Source organism: Actinomycetota bacterium (genome assembly GCA_035765775.1).
Taxonomy (GTDB): domain Bacteria; phylum Actinomycetota; class CADDZG01; order JAHWKV01; family JAOPZY01; genus DASTWV01.
In genome coordinates, this window is sequence record DASTWV010000053.1 from 49,001 (window position 1) to 70,234 (window position 21,234).

At 71.7% G+C, this 21,234-nt stretch carries 17 protein-coding genes; 1 reads left to right on the top strand and 16 read right to left on the bottom strand.

Annotated elements, in window-relative coordinates:
- Positions 1 to 9: 9 nt before the first annotated feature.
- From VFW71_11990 to dapA, 13 genes are all read right to left on the bottom strand, one after another.
- Positions 10 to 2,367: an ACT domain-containing protein gene (locus tag VFW71_11990; GenBank protein ID HEU5003480.1), complete on the bottom strand. Its 2,358-nt coding sequence runs from the start codon at positions 2,365 to 2,367 to the stop codon at positions 10 to 12.
- A gap of 12 nt (positions 2,368 to 2,379) precedes the next feature.
- A complete protein-coding gene (locus VFW71_11995) occupies positions 2,380 to 2,718 on the bottom strand; it encodes a P-II family nitrogen regulator (protein ID HEU5003481.1) in 339 nt (112 codons plus the stop codon).
- Positions 2,715 to 4,010, bottom strand: a complete 1,296-nt coding sequence (locus VFW71_12000; GenBank protein HEU5003482.1) for an ammonium transporter — start codon at positions 4,008 to 4,010, stop codon at positions 2,715 to 2,717. The genes VFW71_11995 and VFW71_12000 overlap by 4 nt, the downstream gene beginning before the upstream one ends.
- A gap of 180 nt (positions 4,011 to 4,190) precedes the next feature.
- Complete coding sequence (gene rny / locus VFW71_12005) at positions 4,191 to 5,720, bottom strand: ribonuclease Y (protein HEU5003483.1); 1,530 nt, start codon at positions 5,718 to 5,720, stop codon at positions 4,191 to 4,193.
- 281 nt (positions 5,721 to 6,001) lie between these two features.
- Positions 6,002 to 6,595 (bottom strand): RecX family transcriptional regulator, encoded by a 594-nt coding sequence (locus VFW71_12010; protein HEU5003484.1) that lies wholly within the window; start codon positions 6,593 to 6,595, stop codon positions 6,002 to 6,004.
- Positions 6,567 to 8,744: a recombinase RecA gene (gene recA / locus VFW71_12015; GenBank protein ID HEU5003485.1), complete on the bottom strand. Its 2,178-nt coding sequence runs from the start codon at positions 8,742 to 8,744 to the stop codon at positions 6,567 to 6,569. Before recA ends, VFW71_12010 begins: the two co-directional genes overlap by 29 nt.
- A 211-nt stretch (positions 8,745 to 8,955) precedes the next feature.
- A complete protein-coding gene (thpR, locus tag VFW71_12020) occupies positions 8,956 to 9,525 on the bottom strand; it encodes an RNA 2',3'-cyclic phosphodiesterase (protein ID HEU5003486.1) in 570 nt (189 codons plus the stop codon).
- Between the two features lie 60 nt (positions 9,526 to 9,585).
- Complete coding sequence (locus VFW71_12025) at positions 9,586 to 10,884, bottom strand: competence/damage-inducible protein A (protein ID HEU5003487.1); 1,299 nt, start codon at positions 10,882 to 10,884, stop codon at positions 9,586 to 9,588.
- Between the two features lie 10 nt (positions 10,885 to 10,894).
- On the bottom strand, positions 10,895 to 11,899 hold the full coding sequence (locus VFW71_12030; GenBank protein ID HEU5003488.1) for a helix-turn-helix domain-containing protein: 1,005 nt from the start codon (positions 11,897 to 11,899) through the stop codon (positions 10,895 to 10,897).
- A gap of 116 nt (positions 11,900 to 12,015) precedes the next feature.
- A complete protein-coding gene (locus tag VFW71_12035) occupies positions 12,016 to 12,306 on the bottom strand; it encodes an acylphosphatase (GenBank protein ID HEU5003489.1) in 291 nt (96 codons plus the stop codon).
- A 16-nt stretch (positions 12,307 to 12,322) separates the two neighbouring features.
- A complete protein-coding gene (locus VFW71_12040; GenBank protein HEU5003490.1) occupies positions 12,323 to 14,809 on the bottom strand; it encodes a DNA translocase FtsK in 2,487 nt (828 codons plus the stop codon).
- Between the two features lie 3 nt (positions 14,810 to 14,812).
- Positions 14,813 to 16,726 (bottom strand): ribonuclease J, encoded by a 1,914-nt coding sequence (locus tag VFW71_12045; protein ID HEU5003491.1) that lies wholly within the window; start codon positions 16,724 to 16,726, stop codon positions 14,813 to 14,815.
- A 138-nt stretch (positions 16,727 to 16,864) separates the two neighbouring features.
- Entirely contained in the window at positions 16,865 to 17,749 is an 885-nt protein-coding gene (dapA, locus tag VFW71_12050) for a 4-hydroxy-tetrahydrodipicolinate synthase (GenBank protein HEU5003492.1), read from the bottom strand.
- Between the two features lie 297 nt (positions 17,750 to 18,046).
- Here dapA and VFW71_12055 point away from each other — a divergent pair, with 297 nt between their 5' ends.
- Positions 18,047 to 18,214, top strand: coding sequence for a hypothetical protein (locus tag VFW71_12055; GenBank protein HEU5003493.1), 168 nt, complete (start codon positions 18,047 to 18,049; stop codon positions 18,212 to 18,214).
- 154 nt (positions 18,215 to 18,368) lie between these two features.
- Here VFW71_12055 and dapB read toward each other — a convergent pair whose 3' ends face one another.
- The 3 genes from dapB to VFW71_12070 form a co-directional block, all read right to left on the bottom strand.
- Entirely contained in the window at positions 18,369 to 19,130 is a 762-nt protein-coding gene (gene dapB, locus VFW71_12060) for a 4-hydroxy-tetrahydrodipicolinate reductase (GenBank protein HEU5003494.1), read from the bottom strand.
- Positions 19,131 to 19,189: 59 nt separating this feature from the next.
- Positions 19,190 to 19,888 (bottom strand): hypothetical protein, encoded by a 699-nt coding sequence (locus VFW71_12065; protein HEU5003495.1) that lies wholly within the window; start codon positions 19,886 to 19,888, stop codon positions 19,190 to 19,192.
- Positions 19,889 to 19,970: 82 nt separating this feature from the next.
- Positions 19,971 to 21,218, bottom strand: a complete 1,248-nt coding sequence (locus VFW71_12070; GenBank protein HEU5003496.1) for a pitrilysin family protein — start codon at positions 21,216 to 21,218, stop codon at positions 19,971 to 19,973.
- Between the last annotated feature and the right edge of the window lie 16 nt (positions 21,219 to 21,234).

Here is a 21,234-nt window from a genome sequence, read left to right on the forward strand (position 1 = left end):
TTCCCGGGCTCAGCGAGCGGCGCTCACGGCGTACAGGACGCTGGCCTCCACCTCCCGTGCGTGGCCGGGGTCCGTGATCTTGGTGCCCTCGGCGTCCCGGACGTAGAAGACATCGACCACGTCGTGGCCGTAGGTCGAGACCTTGGCCTTGTGGATGTCCAGCATCAGGTCGGCCAGGACCTTGGTGACGGCGTACAGCAGGCCGATGCGGTCCTCGGCGTGGACGTCGATCAGCGTGTAGAAGTCAGACGAGTCGTTGTCGATGACCATCCTGGGTGGCCCTCCCTTGCCTTTCCCCTGGCGGGGCTCGTAGTCCCGGCGTTTGTGGGCCAGGCGCATGTCGAGGGACAAGCGGCCCGCCAGCACCTTGCGCAGGTCCTCCCGGGCGCGGTCAAGGCGGTGCTCCTCGTCGCCGAGCGCCTCCAGCCGGAAGACCTCCAGGGCCAGGCCGTCCTCCCGGGTGTAGACCTCGGCCCCGACCACGTTGAACCCGTGCAGGGCCAGGGTCCCGGAGACCCGGGAAAAGAACCCGGGCCGATCCCGGCCCACGACGAGGGCCTGCCAGATCCCCGAGCCGGCCTCGAGCTCGGCGCTGAGGGACACCTCGTCGCCTCGCAAGGGCGCCAGCATCGCCTGCGACTGGCGCACCAGCTCGGCGGGGGGTTCGCCCAGGAGCCACTCGCGCGGCATGTTGGCAAGGTGGGCGTCGACCTCGGCGGCCGGGAAGCCCACCAGCGCACCCCGCAGGTCGCGTTCCCGCCGGGCCGCCAAGGCGCTGACGTCGCCCCCGACCAACTCGCCCCGCTCCAGGAGGTGGAGCACCCGGCCCGCCAGCCGCGAGATCAACGTCGCCTTCCACGACCCCCAGGCTGACGGCCCGGTGGCGATGCTGTCCGCCGCGGTGAGCGCCACCAGGAGACGGAGGCGGCGCCCGGTGCCGACGGATTCGGCGACGGTGACGATCACCCGCTCATCCCGGATGTCCCGCCGGGTGGCGGTCTCGGCCAGGAGGAGGTGGTGGCGGACGAGCCAGGCCAGGTCCTCGACGTCGCCCGGAGCCAGTCCCATGCGCTCCCCGGCCGAGCGGGCGAGGCGCTCCCCGCGCACCGAATGGTCCTCGGAGCCACCCTTCCCGATGTCGTGGAACAGGCAGGCGACGGTGAGGAGGTCCCGGTCCGGGCCGGGCGGTGGGAGGGACTCGGCGATGATGGGAAATGCCTGGCCGGGCAGCGTTTGCACGGCTGCCACGGTCTCCAGGCTGTGCACGTCGACAGCGAAGCGGTGGTAGACGTTGCGCTGCGGCAGGCACGCGATGGTGGCCCACTCCGGGACCGCAGCGACCCAGACCCCCTTTTCATCGAGGGCCTCGAATGCCGCCCGGGGGTTGGCGCCGGTGAGCAGGGCGAGGAACCGGGTCCGGACCGCGTCAGGCCACCGCATCCCCGCACGCCCGCCCGGCAGCGTCCCGAGGTCCATTTCGACCGCCCGGCCGAAGGCGGCCTCCAGGTGGTGGGCGACCGTGCGGCAGTGCCGGTAGAGCCGGCGCATGAGCACGTCCTCCGGGGCGAGGCCCTGGCCGTCGGTGTCGCCCGCTGTGATCGCCAGAGCCTCGGCGACCGCCTGCTGATCCCGCATCGCCAGGGTGTCGGTGTGCCGGTCGGACTGATAGTGGAGCTCGTGGCGGACCCGGAGGAGGAAGTCGAGGGCGGCACCGAGCGCGGGTGGCCGGGGTGCCGGCGGGGCTTCCAGGTGGTCGAGCCAGCCCAGAGTGGCCAGGTCCCGCAGCGCTCCCCGCCCGGCCTTGAGGTTGGGCTCCAGCTCGGCACCGGCGTCGCCCGCCCGCGCATGGCGCTCCCCGGTCGTCGCCGCCAGCTGGGCCCGGACCTTGTCCCGCCACCGTTCCGCCCACATCTGGAGGCGCCCCCGGAATTCGTCGAACAGCCCCGGATCCCCGGCCACCAGCCGGGCGTCGAGGAAGGCAGTCAGCGAGTCGACCCGGCTGGTGGCGAGGCGCAGGCCCTCGGCCGGGGTGTGCAGCGCCGGGGCGACGTCCATCCCGGCGTCCCACAGCTCGTAGGCCAGCGCCCGGGCCGGAGCGGACACGTCGTCCCGCTTGGCATGCAGCACGATGAGGTCGATGTCCGAGCCGGGCGACATCTCCTGGCGGCCGTAGCCACCGACCGCCACCAGGGCGGCCCCCGGGTGGCCCCCGGCCCCATCCCACAGCGCCCGCAGGGCGTCGTCGACAGCGGCGCTCAGGGCCCGGGCGGTCTCCAGCCCGGATGCTCCGGCGGTGTGGGCCTCCCGGATCCGACGCCGGGCCTCGAGAAGCCGCTCGGTGGGGCGCGTCGGCTCAGGCTCGCTCATCGGGCCCCGATGTTAGACCGCGTCCCGGCCCATCTCGCCGGTGCGGATGCGCACCACCTGCTCGGCGGCAGTGACGAAGATCTTGCCGTCGCCGATCTGGCCGGTGCGGGCCGCCCCCACGATCGCCTGCACCAGCTGGTCCACCTGGCCGTCGTCGCACAGCACCTCGATGCGCACCTTGGGGACGAAGTCGACCTGGTACTCAGCCCCGCGGTAGACCTCGGTGTGGCCCCGCTGGCGGCCGAAGCCGCGCACCTCGATCACGGTCATGCCCCGGATCCCGGCGTCCTGGAGGGCCTCCTTGACCTCTTCCAGGCGGAAGGGCTGGACGATGGCTGTGACGAGCTTCATGTCGAGTCCTCCTTGGCGTCACGGCGGCTGGAGCTGGAGCTGGGCTTGGTCGCCGAGGCCGCCGGGCGGTGCGTGACCAGGGTCCCGCTCTCGACGGTGACGTAGGCCGACTCGGCATGCTGCGACAGGTCCAGGCCGGTCAACTCCGCTCGCTCGTCCACCCGCAGCCCGGCGACGAGATCGGTCACCTTGAGCAGCACCATGCTGACGGTGAAGGAGTAGACCATCATCACGCCGACGGCGATCGCCTGGCGGGCCAGCTGGACGGGGTGCCCGTAGAACAGCCCGTCGGCGCCCGCAGGGTTGATGGCCTTGGTGGCGAAGAGGCCGAGCAGCAGGGCCCCCACGATGCCGCCGACCATGTGGACGCCCACGACGTCGAGGGAGTCGTCGTAGCCCAGCCGGGGCTTCAGCGACACCGCGGCGTAGCAGATCAGGCCGGCGGCGAAGCCGATGAGGACGGCGGCCCAGGTCTCGACGTACCCGGCGGCCGGGGTCACGGCCACCAGGCCCGCCACGGCCCCACTGGCCGCGCCGACGGTGGTCGGGACCTTGTTGCGGCCCCACTCGGCGACCAGCCAGCCGATCATCGCCGCCGCCGTCGCCATCTGGGTGTTGAGGAAGGCCTGCCCCGCCAGGGCGCCCGAGCCGAGGGCGCTGCCGGCATTGAAGCCGAACCAGCCGAACCACAGGATGGCGGCACCGGTCACGACCATCGGGATGTTGTGCGGATGCATCGCCTCCCGGCCGAAACCCCGGCGCTTGCCCAGGTACAGCAGAGCGGCCAGGGCCGCGACGCCGGCGTTGATGTGCACCACCGTGCCGCCGGCGAAGTCGATGGCCCCCACGCGGCCCGGACCGGCGCCCAGGAACCCGCCGCCCCACACCCAGTGGGCCACCGGCGAGTAGACGAGGAGCGACCACAGGCTGAGGAACACGACGTACCCGCGGAAGCGCATGCGCTCGGCCACCGCTCCGATGATGAGGGCGGGCGTGATGATGGCGAACATCATCTGGTAGGTCATGTAGACGGTGTGCGGGATCGTGGGCGCCAGCCGGGACGGGGTCGCCCCGACGTTGGTCAGGAAGAGGTACTTGAGGCCGCCCAGCACCCGGTTGCCCGGCGCAAAAGCCAGCGTGTATCCAGCGACGAACCAGACAATCGAGACGGCGCCCAGGGCGAAAAAGCACTGCATGATGGTCCCGAGGACGTTCTTGGACCGCACCAGGCCGCCGTAGAACAGCGCCAGGCCGGGAGTCATGAACATCACCAGCGCGGTGCTGACCAGCATCCACGCGGTATCGCCCGTGTTGACCTGCACCCTGCCCGTTCCCCCCGACCCGCCGGACTACTTCTGGGAGATTAAGGCAGTGTTCCCGCCAGATTTCAAGCCCATCCGGGGATCAGGGCCTCTCTCGGGCAGGCAAGCGTCGCAACTCGGGCCGTGTCGCGCTCACCACCCGCGCACCGCCTACTTGGCGTACTCGATGGCTCGGTGCTCCCGGATCACCATCACCTTGATCTGGCCGGGGTACTGGAGCTCCTCCTCGATGCGCTTGGCGATGTCCCGGGCCAGGATCTCGGCCCCCAGGTCGTCGACCTGCTCCGGGCGGACCATGACCCGGATCTCCCGGCCGGCCTGCATGGCGTAGCACTTCTGCACGCCGTGGAAGGACTCGGCAATGGCCTCGAGGCGCTGCAGCCGCTTGACGTAGGTCTCCAGCGTCTCCCGGCGGGCACCGGGGCGGGCACCGGAGATGGCGTCGGCGGTTTGGACGATGACCGCCTCGATCGTGCGGGGCTCCACCTCGCCGTGGTGGGCCTCGATGGCGTGGACGACGGCCGGCGGCTCCTTCAGCCGGCGGGCGAGCTCCGCCCCGATGAGGGCGTGCGACCCCTCGACCTCATGGGTGATCGCCTTGCCGATGTCGTGCAGCAGCGTGCAGCGCTTGGCGAGCTCGACGTCGGTGCCCAGCTCGGCGGCGATGATGCCGGCGATGTGGGCGGCCTCGACCAGGTGCTTCAGGATGTTCTGGCCGTACGAAGTCCGGTAGTTCAGCCGGCCGAGCACTTTCACCATCTCGGGGTGCATGTCGGTGATCCCCACCTCCAGCAGGCCCCATTCGCCGGCCTCCCGGATCGCCCGCTCGACCTCGGCCCGCGACTTCTCGTACATCTCCTCGATGCGCCCGGGCTGGATGCGCCCGTCGCCGATCAGCTTCTCCAGGGTCAGGCGGGCGGTCTCCCGGCGGATCGGGTCGAAGCACGACAGCACGACCGACTCCGGGGTGTCGTCGATGATGAGGTTCGTGCCGGTGGCGGCCTCGAAGGCCCGGATGTTGCGGCCCTCCCGACCGATGATGCGGCCCTTCATCTCGTCGTTGGGCAGGGTGACCACCGAGATCGAGTTCTCCGAGGTCTCCTCGGACGCGATGCGCTGCATGGCGATCGCCACGATCTTGCGTGCCCGCCGGTCGGCCTCCTCCCGGGCATGGGCCTCGATGTCGCGCACCATGACCATGGCCTCGCGCTTGGCCTCGTCCTGGACCTGGTGCACCAAAGTCTCCCGCGCTTCGGCGGCGGTCAGCCCGGCGAGGCGCTCCAGCTCGGTCTGCTGGCGGGCGACGTTCTCGGTCAGCTGCGCGCGGAGGCGGTCGGCCTCGGCGGCACGGTCCAGCAGGTTGCGTTCCCGGCCCTCGAGCCGGCGGGACATCTCGTCGAGCGTTTCTTCCTTCTGAATCAGGCGAGCCTCACGACGCTGCACCTCAACGGCGCGCCCCCTGGCTTCTGTCTCGGCCTCTTGCCGGATCCGAATGGCCTCGTCTTTCGCCTCGACCAGAGCCTGGCTCTTGACCGCGACTGCGTCGCGCTCAGCCTCAGCCAGGAGTTCCCGGGCACGGAGCTCGATAGCTCCGGCTCGAGCCTCGGACATGGTCTTTCGAACGACATAGCCAATCCCGCCACCGACAAGCAGGCCCACGATAGCAAGCACAACAGCCATCTTGTAGGACCTCCCTTAGACCACATATCGATCACTAAACCCCTGTATGTTCACAAAAAAAGCCGAGCTTTCGCTCGGCCTGAAGAGTGGTATGCGGCTGTCAGTCCCTCTCGGGAGTCGGCTTTCGGGGCACATCCGGTGCCCGGCCCTCCTAGGGCGCCAAGATCCGGGAGAGTGGTAGAGCTAGTGACAGTGGACGGTTCGCATAGATGGATATGTGCGTCAGGTACCTCTGCCTGGAGCTGTTCAGTGCATCCGCTTCTTCAAGCCGGCACCCAATCTTACCGTACCCGGACGCCCCAGACCCGGGATTCTCCGGCCTGCTCTTCGGAATCGTCAGGGGTGCTCGCCGGGTCGAGAAGGCGGTTGCAGGCCTGCTCGACCGTGTCGGCGTCGAAGCCCCTCCGGGCCAGGTAGCTCCAGAGGCGCCGGCGCAGGGCGGCGGGCGGGCCGCTCATCGCCCGCATCCGGGCACTCCCGGCAGCGATGGCCCGGTCCAGCTCTCCGTCGCCCTCCTCCATCCCGGCCAGAGCGGCCAGAGCGGTGGCGATGACCGACGCCTCGACCCCGCGCGCGGCCAGGGCGGCCTCCGCCCGGGCGCGCCCCTCGTGGCGCCCGACCACGGCGAGCTCCACCCAGGCGGCCGCCAGGGCGGCGTCGTCGAGGAGGCCGAGCTCGAGCAGGCGCTCCTCGGTCCGGGCGACAGCCTCCTCGGCGAACCCCTTCTTCGCCAGGTGCCGGCGGACCTCCAGGCACGTGCGCCGGGCTGGTGCCAGGAAGGTCAGGGCGGCGTCGAGGGCGGCCGCCCGGGCCTCCCCCAGGCCAGCGAGTGGGTCGGCTGGTGGGTCAGCGGGTGGGGGCGAAGACCGCGGCATCGTCCAGCTCGGTGGGCGCCCCCATGGACTCGGACTTGGACTCGGACTCGGCCCCGGGCACCAGCCCGACCGCGGTCTTCACCCGGCGGCAGATCTCCTCCATCACGTCGGGGTGCTCGGAGAGGAACGCCTTGGAGTTCTCCCGGCCCTGACCGATCTGGTCGCCCTCGAACAGGTACCAGGAGCCGGACTTCATCACGATCCCCCGCTCGGCGGCGACGTCGAGCACCGACCCCTCTTTCGAGATCCCGTGCCCGTACATGACGTCGAACTCGGCTTGGCGGAAGGGGGCGCTGACCTTGGACTTGACCACCTTGACCCGCACCCGGGACCCGGTGACCTCCTGGCCGCTCTTGATGTTCTCGATCTTACGGATGTCCAGCCTGACCGAGGAATAGAACTTCAGGGCGCGACCGCCCGGGGTGGTTTCGGGCGAGTTGTGGACCATCACCCCGTCGACGAAGTAGTTGTGCGTGCCCTCCACCTCGAGGTCGAAGCGGTGGGCGTTGCGGGTGGGCGGCTTCTGGCGGATCTCGACGACCGGCAGCGGCATCAGTTCCTTGCTGGGCTCCACGAACCTCGGCTCGACGGCGAACCGGCCCCGGAGCTGGGGCGGCAGCATGTAGTCCATCGAGGGGTGGATATACGGGGCGATGAGCTCGACCAGCTTGCGGGTCTCGTCCTCAGGGAACACCACCACCGCCGTGCCGGCCCGGTCGATCAGGGTGCCCTGGATCCCCCAGGTGTCGGCGAGGTACTCGACCAGGCGCTGGCGGGTGCCCTCTTCCATCGCCTCGATACCGATGTCGGCACGGCCGCTCCCCCCGATGGTCCCGGACTGCGTGCCCGGGGCACCGAAGGCGAAGCTCGCGGCATCCATGTACCAGAGGGCCAGGGAGAGCGGGGTGAGCTGCTTCAGGTACTCCGCACTGAGGACCTTCTTCCCGCTGATGGAGACCGCCCGGCGCAGCTCGGCGAGCTCGGGCAGCGGCATGAGGTCGTAGGACACGGCCCCCTTGGCGGTGGTCGACCGGCGCTGGCCTATGTTGGCGAACAGGGATGCCTTCCAGTCGCAGTACGCCTCCTGGTGGGCACCGTGGCCCCACCGCACGCGCGCCCCGTGGCCGCTGCGGGAAGGCAAGAGGGCGCCGCCCCCCATGAGCATCCCCAGCAGGGCTTCCCACTGGAACGGGGAGAGCACCCGGTCCACCGCCTGCAGGACACGGTCCCCGGGGAGGAGCTCCTGGGCCTCCCGCCACCCTCCAGGCGTGCGGATCTGGTGGTTGGGCGTGCAGGCGAACTGCGCCCTCCCGTTCCCGCCCGGCCGGGCGACGGTGAACTGCAGGAACCCTTCGGTCGGGCCGTTGTCGAACCAGTTGACGATCTTCTTCGGCACGACGGCCCCCGCCTCGGGGTCGTAGGACAGGACCTCCACTGGCAGCTTCTGGTTGACAATCCTGCCGATCTTCTCCTGAGTCCCGTCCGCCAGCGTAATGCGGGTGGAATAGGAAAAGCAGCCGAACATGACGCCGATCTTTTCCCTCAACTGGTTGATGAAGATGATCATGCTGTTTGACCGGCTCACGTTGCCCGCCAGCTTGCGCAGCGCCTGGCTCATCAGCCGGGCCTGGAGGCCGACGTGGGTGTCGCCCATCTCGCCCTCGATCTCGGCCTTCGGCACCAGGGCGGCCACCGAGTCCACGACGATGATGTCGACGGCCCCCGACCGCACGAGCATGTCGGCGATCTCCAGAGCCTGCTCGCCGGTGTCGGGCTGGGAGACCAACAGCTCGTCGACGTTCACCCCGAGGTTGCGGGCGTAGACGACGTCGAGGGCGTGCTCGGCGTCGATGAACGCCGCGATGCCCCCCAGCTTCTGCGCCTCGGCGACCGCGTGGAGGCAGAGCGAGGTCTTCCCGCTGGACTCCGGCCCGTAGATCTCGATGATCCGGCCCTTGGGCAGGCCCCCGATGCCGAGGGCCACATCCAGCCCCAGCGCCCCGGTGGGGATCACATCGACGCCCACGACGCCGTTGTCCCCCAGCCGCATGATGGAGCCCTTGCCGAACTGCTTCTCGATCTGGGACACCGCCAGCTCGAGTGCCCGCTCCCGCTCCCCGACCCGCTCCCCGCCTCGGTCTACTGCCATCGTGGTCTCCTTTAGCCTCGCTTGTGCACTCTCGTCAGGTGCTGCCGATCCTTGTCACTCCTAGCCAGGTGGTACACCGAGAAGCCTAGCGAGGGGGTATGACAGAAACTGGACCAAACCATAGACCGAACGCATGTTCGTGGCAAGTATTGTTGGCAGGTTTCCCTGTGATCGGGGCCTCAGCAGCGGAAGAAAACTTACAGGCTTGTGATTATAGGCCTGGGGGGCCGAGGGGGAACCTGCCGAGCCCCTCGTAGACCGCCCCGGACCGGTTGAGGTGGGAACGGAACAGGACGATCTCGGTGACCCCGAACTCCTCGGTGCGCAAGCCAACCCCGATGCCCAACCCCGGGCCGAGGTCGACGGGTCCCGGCACCCGGAGCCGGGCGATGGTCAGGTGGGGGCGCCAGGGGCGGTCCTCCCGGGGGAAGCCCAGGCGGGCAGAGCCGTCCGCCAGGGCGGCAGCCACGGCCCCCAGCGGCTCGGCTCCCTCCAACCCCACCCAGACCACCCGGGCCCGCCGCTCGTTGGGGAAGGCGCCCAACCCCGCCAGGCGCAGCGCCACCGGGCGGCCCGCCGCCGCAGCCTCCCGGGCGACGCCCGCCACCGCATCCACCCGCTCGGGGTCGGTCGCCCCGAGGAAGCACAACGTCACGTGCCAGGCCTCCTCGGCCACCCAGCGGGCGCCCGGCACCGACCCCCGCAGGCCGGCGACAGCACCGGCCAGCGCGTGCCGCGGCGCCGCCGGGATCTCGGCGGCGACGAACAGCCGCCAGCTCATCTCAGCGCCATCTGGGCGCCATCGGGGGCGCCATCGGGGGCGTCATCGGGGGCGTCATCGTCACCCGAACGGGGGCGGCCCCTCGCCCAGCAGCCACAGGCGCAGCTGGTTGAGCGCCCAGGTGCAGGTCCGGGCCCGGATCATCTCCCGGCTCCCGCCCATCCGCACCGCCCAGGCGCCGGCGCCTTCCTCCCAGGCCAGGCCGACGCACACCGACCCAACCGGAGCCGGCTTAGAGCCGCCCTGGGCGGGCAGCGGCCCCGCCTCGCCGGTCGTGGACAGCGCCACCGACGCCCCCGCCCGGGCCCGGGCCCCGACGGCCATCGCCCGGGCAGTCTGCACCGAGACGACCCCGTGCTCCTCGATCACCGCCGCCGGGACGCCGAGGTCCCGCTCCTTGGCTGCCACCGAGTAGGCGACGTAGCCGGCGACCAGCACGTCGGAGGCACCGGGCAGCGACACGATGCGGGAGGCCAGCAGGCCCCCGGTCAGCGACTCGGCCACCGCCAGGGTCATCCCCCGCTCCCGGAGCATCTGCGACACCGTCGACTCCAGCGAGGACCCCGCCCCCCCGTACACCAGCGGGCCGAGCAGGGCACGCACCGAGGACTCCAGGGACGCCACCAGGGCGGCCGATGCCTCGTCCGCCGGGGCTGTGAGGCACAGGCGTACCTCCCCGGACGAGGCCAGGATGGCCACTTTCACCCGGCCGGCGCCCTCGGCGGCTGCCCGCTCCAGCACGGGAGCGACCCGGGCAGCGAGGTCCGATTCGGCGATCCCGGCGGTGCGCACTGTGGCGGTCACCACCGCCGGAGCGCCCAGCCCGGCAACCACTGAGGGCAGCACGAACGACGAGAGCATCGCCCGCAGCTCGCCCGGCACCCCGGGCAGGGCGTAGAGCTGGTGGCCATCGTGCTCGACGAACACCCCGGGGGCGGTGCCGTTGGGGTTGGGAATCGACGAGGCGCCCTGCGGCAGGTCGGCCTGCCGGAGATTGGCGACCGACATCGCCCGCCCCATCGTCGCGAAGCGCTGCTCCAGGGCGCCGACCAGCGCCGGGTCCTGGGCCAGCGGCCGGCCCAGGGCTTGGGCGATGCCCTCCCGGGTCAGGTCGTCGTGGGTCGGGCCGAGCCCCCCGCACACCACCGTGACCGCTGCCCGGCCGACCGCCCGGGCGACCGCCGAGGCGATCTCCCCCACCTCGTCGCCCACCACGGTGTGCCAGCGCACCTCGAGGCCGGCCTCCGCCAGGGCGGCGGACACCTCGGCGGCGTTGCTGTTGACGATCTGCCCGGCCAGCAGCTCGGAGCCGACGGCAAGCACCTCGGCCGCCGGGACGGCCCCGGATTCCCCGCCCATAGGAGGAGCCCTAGGGCGTCGGCGACCCCGCCGGCGGGGGGGGTGCGATGGAAGGGGAGGGCCGCGGGCTGGGCGAGGGCGACGGGGACGCCACCGCGGGCGGCACCGGGGAGGGTGACGGCCCGAAGGTGGGCACCGGGAACGACGTCGGCGACGGGGAGGGCGACGGGGCGATGTGGATGACCGGCGGCTTCACCACGGCGGTCGGGTCGGGCGTCATCGAGGCGTCGGGCTTGAAGGCGAAGGCCCCGTTCTGGCCCGCCGCCCCCGGTGCCCCGAGCGCCTTGCCGTTGACCGTCAGGCTGACGCCGCCCATGTTGGAGAAGTCCACCCGCAGCACGTCCGGTGCGCTGAAGGTCTGGGTGGTCCCCGCCCCCACCGTCGCCTGGAAGGAGACGAGGGCCGGGAGGGTGTTGCCCACGATCACGTGCAGGTAGACCGGGTTGTTCTGCACCGCCACCACCAGCTGCACCCCCGGCCCGGACACCAGGCCCCCGGGACCCGGCGGCACCACCGTAGCAGTGGGGCCTCCCGCCGCGGCGGCCGTGCCGCTCACCGACGGCGTCGGCGACGGGCTGGGCGACAGCGGCACGTTCGGCGACTGGGCCACGTTGTTCCCACCGCCGAGCAGGCTCACCAGCAGCAGCACCACCAGCACGGCGACCGCCCCCACACCCACCAGCAGCCAGGGTGGCTTCCGTTGCCGGCTGGCGGCGGCCATGCGGGCCTCCCGGGAGGCGGTCGAGATGCGCTCGACGATCTGCGGCTGCTCGGGCGCCCCGTAGCTACGGTTGAAGTCGGCCAGGATCTCGGCGTCGTCCAGCCGGAGCCACTTGGCGTAGGACCGCAGCATCCCGATGACGTACACCCGGCCGGAGATGAAGGTGAAGGAGTCCCGCTCCATCGCCTCCAGGAAGTCGACGCGCACCCGCGTCGCCCGCGACGCCTCGGCCAGGGACGCCGGGATCGCCTCCCGGGCCTGGCGCAACCGCTGACCGATCGAGATATCAGACAATCGAGAAATCAGACATTGGGGAAGGAATGGGAGGCACGCCGCCGGCCCTGCCGATTATATGGACTGGCGGGGCTCGGAATTCACCATCGAAATGCCCGAAATTTGCCGGTCCGGCTTCACCGGACCCGGAACCGGCGCTCGCCCGCCGGGGGCTCATCGGACGATGCCACCGCATCGACCGAGGCCCAGGCGGGCCCTTTGTGGCACCAGCGCACCGCCCGCTCGACGGCGTCCACCGGGCCCTCGAAGACCGCCTCGACCCGGCCGTCGGGCAGGTTGCGCACCCAGCCCCCCAGCCCTTCCCGGGTGGCCATCCGCATGGTCTCCTGCCGGAAGAACACGCCCTGGACCCGCCCGGAGACCACCACGTGGCGGCGGACGAGGGAGCCCGGCGACCAGTCGCCCACAGGGCTGCGTGCCCGCTCAGTCCAGCAGGTCGTCGGGGGGGCCGGCGGCGGGCGGCGGGGAGTCGTGGAAGAGCACCGGCTCCCGGGTGGCCACCCGGCGGGCGGCTTCCTCCTCCTGCCACTCCTCGAAGGTCATGAGCACGTCACGGGGCTTGGAGCCCTGCGACATGCCGACGACGCCCCGCTGCTCCAATAGGTCCATCAGGCGCCCGGCCCGGGAGAAACCGACCTTGAGCTTGCGCTGCAGCATCGAGGTGGACCCCAGGCGGGAGGTGACCACCAGCTCCATCGCCGAGCGGAGCAGGACCTCGTCCTCATCGCTCTCGGCGCCCGTCCCGCCCCGGATGGACTGGGTCTCGCTGACGATGCCCTCGACGTAGTCCACGTTGCGCTGCCGGCGGCACCAGCCGATCACCGCTTCGATCTCCTGCTCCGACACGTACGCCCCCTGCAGGCGGCGCGGCCGGGCGGCGGAGGCGTGCTTGTAGAGCATGTCGCCGTGGCCGATCAGGCGGTCGGCACCCGCCTCGTCCAGGATCACCCGGCTGTCCGCCAACGACGCGGTGGCGAAGGCCATGCGGGAGGGGATGTTGGCCTTGATGACACCGGTCACCACGTCCACCGACGGCCGCTGCGTGGCCACCAGCAGGTGGATGCCCACCGCCCGGGCCTTCTGGGCAATCCGGCAGATGGCGTCCTCGACGTCCCGGGGGGCCACCATCATGAGGTCGGCCAGCTCGTCGACGACGATGAGGTAGTACGGGTAGGGGCTCCGGGGCGTGCCGTCGTCGAAGGCGTCGCCCAGGGCGCCCGCCCGCACGGCGTCGTTGTACATGTCGCAGTTGCGCATGCCCGCCATGGCGAGGACCTCGTAGCGCGCCTCCATCTCCTTGACCACCCAGTTCAGCGCTTCGGCCGCCTTCTTGGGCGAGGTGACCACCGGGGTGAGCAGGTGCGGCACGCCGTTGAACTGCGACAGCTCCACCCACTTCGGGTCGATGAGCAGCATGCGCACCTGGTCGGGCCGGGCGCGGGCCAGGATTGAGATCAGCATGGCGTTGATGCACGTCGACTTCCCGCTCCCGGTGGCCCCGGCGATGAGCAGGTGGGGCATGTCGGCCAGGCTGACCCCCACCGGGGTACCCGAGATGTCCTTGCCCAGCCCGACGGTCAGCGGGTGGTTCATCGCCCGCAGTTCCGGGCTGCGCAGCACGTCGCCCAGCGTCACGACGTGGCGGTCCCGGTTCGGGACCTCGATGCCGATGGCCGAGCGGCCCGGGATCGGCGCCAGGATGCGCAGCTCCCCCGCCGCCAGGGCGTAGCGGATCTCGTTCTGCAGGCCGACCACCCGGTTGACCTTGACCGCCGCCCCCAGCTCGATCTCGTAGCGGGTGACCGTCGGTCCGGGGGTGAAGCCGGTGACATGGGCGTCCACCTGGAACTCGGACAGCGTGCGCTCCAGGACCTTGATCGTCTCCTCGATGGCCGCCTTGGAGATGGCCGCCGCCCCGCTCAGGCTGAGCAGCTCGGCGGGTGGCAGCCGGTAGCCGTCCTTGCTCGCCGGGGCCTTCGCCGGCGCTGCGGTCCCGGGCGGAGTGGTGCCGGGCAGGGCGGGCTGCTCCCACGAGGCGGGGTCGGCCAGCTCGGGTGACGGGCGTTTGGCGGCGGGCTCCGGGGCGGGCGGCTTCCACACCGGGGGGGCGATCTCGAGGAGCGGCCCATCGCCGTCGTCCGGCTCGGGGGTGGGGCGGGGCTGGCTCCCCCGCAGGGCGCGGAGGTTCCGGCCGAGGTCCTTGACCCGCGGCCACGCCCAGCGGGCGCCCTCGGCGACCTGGGCGCAGACCTCCCGGGCAGCCACGGCGAAGCCCCGGGCGGCAGCGGCCGACCCGGTCCTGGTGCCCGCCACCACCTTGGAGAACGGCGTCCGGGTCGTCACCATGACCCCGACGCCGGTGAGGAGGGCGGCGAAGATCCCCGCCCCGACCGGTGTGATCGCCCGCTGGAGCGGCCAGGCGGCCCCGGCCCCCAGGACCCCGCCGTACTGGCCGAGGGCCTCGATCTGCAGGCCGTTGGCGTCGTGCGCCCAGATGATCTGGCGGAAGGCGGCAATGCCGATCAGCGTCAGCAGCCCGCCGACGGTCACCCGGCCGGCGCTCTCGGTCTCGCCCCGCAGGATCTGGATGGCGATAAAAGCGAAGAGGGGCGGGAGCGCGGGGGCGACCCAGCCCAGGATGCCCTTCAGCACCCAGGCCATGCCCTCGCCGGCGGGGCCGAGGGCGTGGGCGTAGAGCCCGGCACCACCGATCCCGGCGAGCACCAGCAGGGTCACGGCACCCACCCCGTGGCGCTGCCCGCTGATTGCCCGGGCCATGCGGGAGGTGAGCGTGGGCGACGGCCGGCGGGCGGGCGCCTTGGCAGGCCGCCGGGCCGGGGCCCGTGCGGGGGCCCGGGAGGGTGCCCGGCGTTTGACCGGCTTGCGTTGCCGGGTGGTTGTCGGGCTCACGACCTAGACCTCCATCACCACGGGGAGGATCATCGGCCGGCGCCCGGTCCGCGACCACACAAACTTCCCGAGCGACCGCCGGACGTGGCGGCGCAGGGCCGCCCAGTCGGCGAGCTCCTCGTGCGGCACTCCGGCGAGGGAGTCCCGGATCGTCGCCCGGGCCTCGTCGTAGAAGGCGGCCGCCTGGCCCTCGTACACGAATCCGCGGGAGATGAGGTCAGGCCCGGCGAGGAGCTCGCCGGTGGCCTGGTCGATGCTCAGGACGCAGATCAGGATGCCGTCGGCCGCCAGGATGCGGCGGTCCCGCAGCACGACGTCCTCGACGTCGCCGATGCCCAGGCCGTCGACGAAGACGTACCCGGCCTCGACCGGTTCGCCCAGGCGGACCTTCCCTTTGCGCAACTCGACGACCGCCCCGTCCTCCACCACCATCGTCCGCTCGGGCGGGATGCCGGTCTCATGGGCGATCCGGGCGTGCGCCTTCATCATCCGGTACTCGCCATGGACCGGGACGAACCACTTCGGCTGCACCAGCGACAGCATCGTGCGCAGTTCCCCGGCAGCCGCGTGGCCCGAGACGTGCACGGCGTAGGCGGGCGGGGCGATCACCTCGACCCCGATCCGGGACAGCCCGTCGATCACCCGGCGGACCGCCGACTCGTTGCCCGGGATCGCCGTCGCCGAGAACACGACGGTGTCATCCTCGGCCAGCTCAATGTGGCGGTGCTCCCGGACGGCCATGAGGCTGAGGGCGGACAGCGGCTCGCCCTGGGACCCGGTGCACACGATGATCACCTTGGAGGGTGGGTGCCGGCGGGACTCCTCCACCGGCACGACGGTCCCGGGCGGCACCTGCAGGTAGCCCAGCTCGGAGCCGATCTGCAGGTTGCGCACCATGCTGCGGCCGATGAACGCCACCACCCGGCCGGTCTCGTGGGCGGCATTGAGGATCTGCTGGACCCGGTGGATGTTGGAGGCGAAGCAGGCGATCACCACCCGCCCTGCCGCCCGGCGCACGACGTCGCGCACCGCCTCCCCCGCACTGCGCTCCGAGGGGAGGTGCCCGGGCACGAGGGCGTTGGTGGAGTCCGAGAACATGAGGTCGACCCCCGCCCGGCCCACCTCGCCGAAGCCGGCCAGGTCCGTGCCATGGCCATCGAGCGGGGTCGGATCGAGCTTCCAGTCCCCGGTGTGCAGGATGGTTCCGCTCGGCGTGGTGATCAGCATGCCGATGCTGTCGGGGATGGAGTGCGCCACCTGGAGGAAGCGCAGGGTGAAGGGGCCGAGGGTCAGCTGCCCGGGGGCCTTGATCTCCTTGAGCTTGGCGGTGGCGGTGAGGCGGTGCTCGTCCAGCTTGCCCTTCAGCAGGCCGAGGGTGAGCCGGGTGCCGTAGATCGGCGGGTTGAGGTTGCGCAGCAGGAAGGGCACACCCCCGATGTGGTCCTCGTGGCCGTGGGTCAGCACCAGGCCGAGCACGTCCTTGGAGCGCTCCGCCAGGTAGCGGAAGTCGGGGAGCACGAGGTCGACGCCCAGCATCTCCTCGGTGGGGAACATGAGGCCGGCGTCAATGACGATGATCTTGCCTTCGTACTCGAAGGCGGTCATGTTGCGGCCGATCTCGCCCACGCCCCCCAGGAAGACGACCCGGGTCCAGCTCTCGCCCTTCTTCTTCGGGGTGGCCTTCTTGTGCCCGGCTCCCCCGGCTCTCCCGGCTCCCGTGGGCCCCATTGGTTCCCCGGTTTCCTTGGCTTCCTTCTGCTCCTTCGCTTCCTTCGCTTCCTTCGCTTCCTTGGTGTCCTTCGTGTCCTTGCGGGCGGGCGCAGCTGGCTTCTTCGGGCTCTTGCGGGCGGGCGCAGCAGGGAGCTCGGCCAGCCCGGCCTGAGGCAGGGTGGGGGTTGACTGGGGACCGGCGGGCACAGCCGGCCCGCCGGGAATATCCGGGGACACCAGCGGTGCAGCCGGAGCGACCGAGGGACCCGTGCCGTCGGGGGTGGGTTTGCGAGCCCGCGGGGCCCGCCGCGCGCCGGTGTTGGCCAACCTAGCCCCCGACTGGTTTCACAGCAGGCCCGCCGTCCCGAGAGCCCGCCGGATCTGGTCGATCTCGGCGGCCGTGGCCGCGGGCAGGGGCAACCTCGGGGCGCCGACCGGGTGGCCCAGCAACTCCATCGCCGCTTTGACCGGGATAGGGTTCGACGTGACCGCCAGGGCGTCGAAGACGCCCAGCAGCCCGGCGTTCAGCGCCCGGGCCCCCTCGACGTCACCGGCCCAGAACCGGTCCATCATGTCGGCCATCCGCGCCCCGGCGATGTGCGACGCCACCGACACCACCCCCGCCGCCCCGATCGACAGCCAGGGCAGGGTGTCGGCGTCGTTGCCACAATAGAGCTCGAAGCCCTCGGGGGCCTCCGCGCGCAGGCGGGCGGCGGCCTGGACATCGCCGGCCGCATCCTTCACCCCGACGATGGTGTCCATCGCTGCCAGCTCCAGCAGCGTGGCATGGTCGATCTTGCGTCCGGTCCGGGAGGGGATGTCGTAGAGCACCAGCGGCAGGCCGGTGTGGGTGGCGACCGCCTGGAAGTGGGCGACCAGGCCGGCCTGGGGCGGGCGGTTGTAGTAGGGCGTGACCACCAGAGCGGCATGGCAGCCGGCCTTCTCGGCCTGCTGGGTGAGCCGGATGGAGTGGGCCGTGTCGTTGGTGCCGGAGCCGGCGATGACTTTGGCCCGGTCCCCCACCGCCTCGACCACGGCGCTCCACAGGCGCACCTTCTCCTCGTCGGACAGGGTGGGCCCCTCACCCGTGGTACCCGTGACCACGAGCCCGTCGGACCCGTTGTCCAGCAACCAGGTGGCGAGCTTCTGGGCGGCCCCCAGCTCGACATTCCCATCCCGGTCGAACGGGGTGACCATGGCTGTGATGACGCCGCCGAACTGACCCTTCATGGACCCGCTCCTTCCCCCCGCAGGGGCCCCCGACCGGCCCCGGGCGCGGGGCATGGGAGAGCCGTGGGAGTCTAACACTTGTTAACAGTAGGACTCAGGAATAACCAGACTTGGCGCCCCGCCTCCGGCTCCGCTGTCCCGCCGCTTCCAGCGGCTTGCCTCCAGTGTCGCCACATTGGGGGCGGCCGGCAAGGGCGAGGCGCCGGAGCCCGGTGGGTACACTGCAGTGCCGAGCCTACCGAACCGCGCACCGCGTGCTTCGCCGGGGCGCACCTGCCCGAGAGGAGGATCTCGCCCATGCGCAAGCAGACCAAGGACCGGTCGGACTGGCGGCCTCCTGGCCCCGCGCCAGTGGATCCCCGAGGGCCCTCCTACCGCAGCTGCAGCGATCCGAACTGCCCGCGCTGCCGGCGCAACCGCTGGATCCGCCGCCTGACGCTGGGCTTCGGCGGCTACGGCGGCTAGAGCTCGTCCTGGGCCGGCGCATGTGCGGCCCCGCGCCGCCACGGGCATCAAGTTTTGGGGGCACTTTTCCGTCAAAAAGGCGGCAAAAAGTCCCCAGAACCTTGGTGGAAACGGACCAATCCCCGATCTGGCCGCGATGGGGGGCCGGGCCCGGTCAGAGCCCCAGCAGGGCCTCGAGGCCCACGGTCAGGCCCGGGTGCTTCGCCACTTCCCGCACCGCCAGGAGGACGCCGGGCATGAACGAGACCCGGTCGGTGGTGTCGTGGCGGATGGTGAGCGTCTCCCCCGGGGCACCGAACAGCACCTCCTGGTGGGCGACGTAGCCCGGCAGCCGGACGCTGTGCACCCGCACACCATCCTGCTCGGCCCCCCGGGCGCCGCCGACGACCTCGAAGGGATCCGGCGGGCCTGCGGGCGCCGGTCCGGCCCGCCCGGCGGCGATCGCCCGCACGGTGGCCAGCGACGTCCCCGACGGCGAATCCCGCTTGCCCTCGTGGTGGAGCTCGATGACCTCGGCGGCGGGCATCCAGGCGGCGGCCACCCGGGCGAAGTGCATCATCAGCACCGCCCCGATGGCGAAGTTGGGGGCGATGAACACGCCGGTGCGGCTGCCGGCGAACTCCGCCAGGTCCGCCGCCCCGATCCCCGAGGTGCCCACCACGGCGTGCACGCCATGCTCGGTGCACCAGCGGATGTTGCGCACCGCCGAGGCGGCCACGGTGAAGTCGACGGCCACCTCCGCCCCTGCGGCGACGAGGGTGGCGGGGTCGTCCGAGATCCCCTGTCCAGCGACCGACCCACCGGCGCCCTCGATGTCGACGGCCGCCACCAGCTCGAGGTCATCGGCGGCGTCGACGGCCCGGCACACCTCGGCCCCCATGCGGCCGGCGGCGCCGAACACCCCCACCCGGATCATGGCGCAGGAGCCTATACCCGCCCGGCGGGCTCGCGGCCGGAGCGGGGCGTACGCCTGGCTTACGCCGGGGCTGGGGCTGGGGCCGCGGGCGCCCGCTTCCACAGCAGCGCCCCGGCGGCGAAGACGAACACCGTCACCAGCAGGGAGCCGATGAGGAACGGGATCGTCGTGGGGTCCGTGTCGGTCAGCAGCAGGCTCGCCACCCCCACCCCCAGGCAGGCCAGGCCGCCGATGACCCCGATCGCCGCCAGCCACGTCGGGTAGGTCTTGGCGGCCCACATCGCCAGGCCCAGCAGCACGGGTGCCGCCCCCAGCAGCACGATGGTCCAGGTATCGAACATCGCCGAGTTGGCGTGGTCCACGGCGCTGGTCGCCCAGAACGCCGGCACCTGGTTGCTCTGCGGCGCGCTGGCGAACAGCTTGGCCGCCTGGATCAGGGCCGAAGTCTCCACCCCGATCTGGAGCAAGCCGATCGCCCCGCCGACCAGGGCGGCGATCCGGGCCACCCGGCCCACGCCGAGGCCACCGCTCGCCCCGAGGGACTCGGCCACCGCCACCAGGCCCACCGTGACGCACGCGAGGGCCGCGAGGGTGATGAGGTCGGCGGTGGCCAGGACGCCGCTGTGGGCGATCTTTCGGAACCGCTCGACGTCGTCCATGTTGGTGTACCGGGGATGGGCGAGGTTGCCCACCAACGCCAGGACCGCTCCGGCCACCGCCGCGCCGGCACCGAGACGAAGAAACGACCGATTGTCCACCCGCCCCCCCTTTTTTCCTTCCGCAGGACCAACCCAGGCACGAGTGTGGTCCTGCGGCAGGGAGGATGCAAGGAGGCGGGCTTTACCAGCCCGGCAGGTCCCCGTCCTCGACCGGGCCCACCACGGTCAGGACCCGGCACTCCGGGCGCAGCAGGTCGGCGGCCACCCGGGCGACGTCGCCGACGGTGACCGCCTCCAGCCGGGCGGTCAGCTCGTCGACCGTCAGGATCTCGCCCCGCACCAGCTCGGAGCGCCCCAGCCGGCTCATGCGGTTCGAGCTGTCCTCCAGCGAGAGGAGCAGGGAGCCCTTCAGGTGGCCCTTCGCCCGGTCCACCTCCGCCCCGGTCGGCCCGGCGGAGGCCAGGGTGTCCAGGATGCCCTCGGAAATCTTCAGCACCTCGGCGGTGTTCTCGGGCATCGTCCCGGCGTAGATGCCGAAGGCGCCGGTCTCCCGGTACAGCTCCCGGTAGGAGAACACCGAGTAGGCCAGGCCGCGCTGCTCCCGGATCTCCTGGAACAGGCGGGATGACATGCCGCCGCCCATGAGCACGTCCAGCACCTCCCAGGCGAAGCGGTCGGGGTGTTCCCGCGAGTAGCCGGCGCCCCCGAGCACGAGGTGCACCTGCTCGGAGTCCTTCGCCACCACCTCGGCCCGCCGCCCGCTCAGGAACCGCCCGGAGCCGGCGCCACCCGGGGTCACCGCCTCCCCAGGCGGCAGGAGGGTCTCGACCCACCCGGCCACCTGGTCGTGGTCCACCTGGCCGGCGGCGGACACCACGATGTTGGGCGCCCGGTACCGCTCCTGGTGGAAGCCCCGCACCGCCCCCGCCCCGACCGCCCCGATCGACTCCCGGGTCCCCAGGACGGCCCGTCCCAGGGGCTGGTCGCCGAAGAGGGTCTCGGCATAGACGTCGAAGACCAGGTCGTCGGGGGTGTCGTCCCGGAGGGCGATCTCCTCCAGCACCACCCGGCGCTCGGCTTCGACGTCCTCCTCGGCGATCGCCGGGCTGGCCACCATGTCGGCCAGGTAGTCGGTGCACATCGCCAGGTCCTCGGCCAGGACCCGGCCGTGGACGCAGGTGTACTCCTTGGTGGTGAAGGCGTTGGTGTCCCCGCCGATGGCGTCGAACGCCTCGGCGATGGCCAGCGCCGAGCGCCGTCCCGTCCCCTTGAACAGCAGGTGCTCCAGGAAGTGCGACGCCCCGGCCAGCTCGATGGGCTCGTCGCGCGACCCGACGCCGATCCAGAAGCCCACTGAGGCAGAGCGCACCTCGGGCATGGCTTCGGTCACGACCCGCACGCCGTTGGCCGCGGTGCTCCGGATAATCATGTCGGCAGTGGGTTCG

Excerpts from the sequence above, each read along its gene's own strand:
- recA (HEU5003485.1), bottom strand. The coding sequence starts at position 8,744 with ATGGCAGTAGACCGAGGCGGGGAGCGGGTCGGGGAGCGGGAGCGGGCA.
- VFW71_11995 (HEU5003481.1), bottom strand. The coding sequence starts at position 2,718 with ATGAAGCTCGTCACAGCCATCGTCCAGCCCTTCCGCCTGGAAGAGGTC.
- VFW71_11990 (HEU5003480.1), bottom strand. The coding sequence starts at position 2,367 with ATGAGCGAGCCTGAGCCGACGCGCCCCACCGAGCGGCTTCTCGAGGCC.
- VFW71_12000 (HEU5003482.1), bottom strand. The coding sequence starts at position 4,010 with ATGCTGGTCAGCACCGCGCTGGTGATGTTCATGACTCCCGGCCTGGCG.
- VFW71_12025 (HEU5003487.1), bottom strand. The coding sequence starts at position 10,884 with ATGGGCGGGGAATCCGGGGCCGTCCCGGCGGCCGAGGTGCTTGCCGTC.
- thpR (HEU5003486.1), bottom strand. The coding sequence starts at position 9,525 with ATGAGCTGGCGGCTGTTCGTCGCCGCCGAGATCCCGGCGGCGCCGCGG.
- dapA (HEU5003492.1), bottom strand. The coding sequence starts at position 17,749 with ATGAAGGGTCAGTTCGGCGGCGTCATCACAGCCATGGTCACCCCGTTC.
- rny (HEU5003483.1), bottom strand. The coding sequence starts at position 5,720 with ATGGCTGTTGTGCTTGCTATCGTGGGCCTGCTTGTCGGTGGCGGGATT.
- VFW71_12010 (HEU5003484.1), bottom strand. The coding sequence starts at position 6,595 with ATGCCGCGGTCTTCGCCCCCACCCGCTGACCCACCAGCCGACCCACTC.
- VFW71_12070 (HEU5003496.1), bottom strand. The coding sequence starts at position 21,218 with ATGATTATCCGGAGCACCGCGGCCAACGGCGTGCGGGTCGTGACCGAA.
- dapB (HEU5003494.1), bottom strand. The coding sequence starts at position 19,130 with ATGATCCGGGTGGGGGTGTTCGGCGCCGCCGGCCGCATGGGGGCCGAG.
- VFW71_12055 (HEU5003493.1), top strand. The coding sequence starts at position 18,047 with ATGCGCAAGCAGACCAAGGACCGGTCGGACTGGCGGCCTCCTGGCCCC.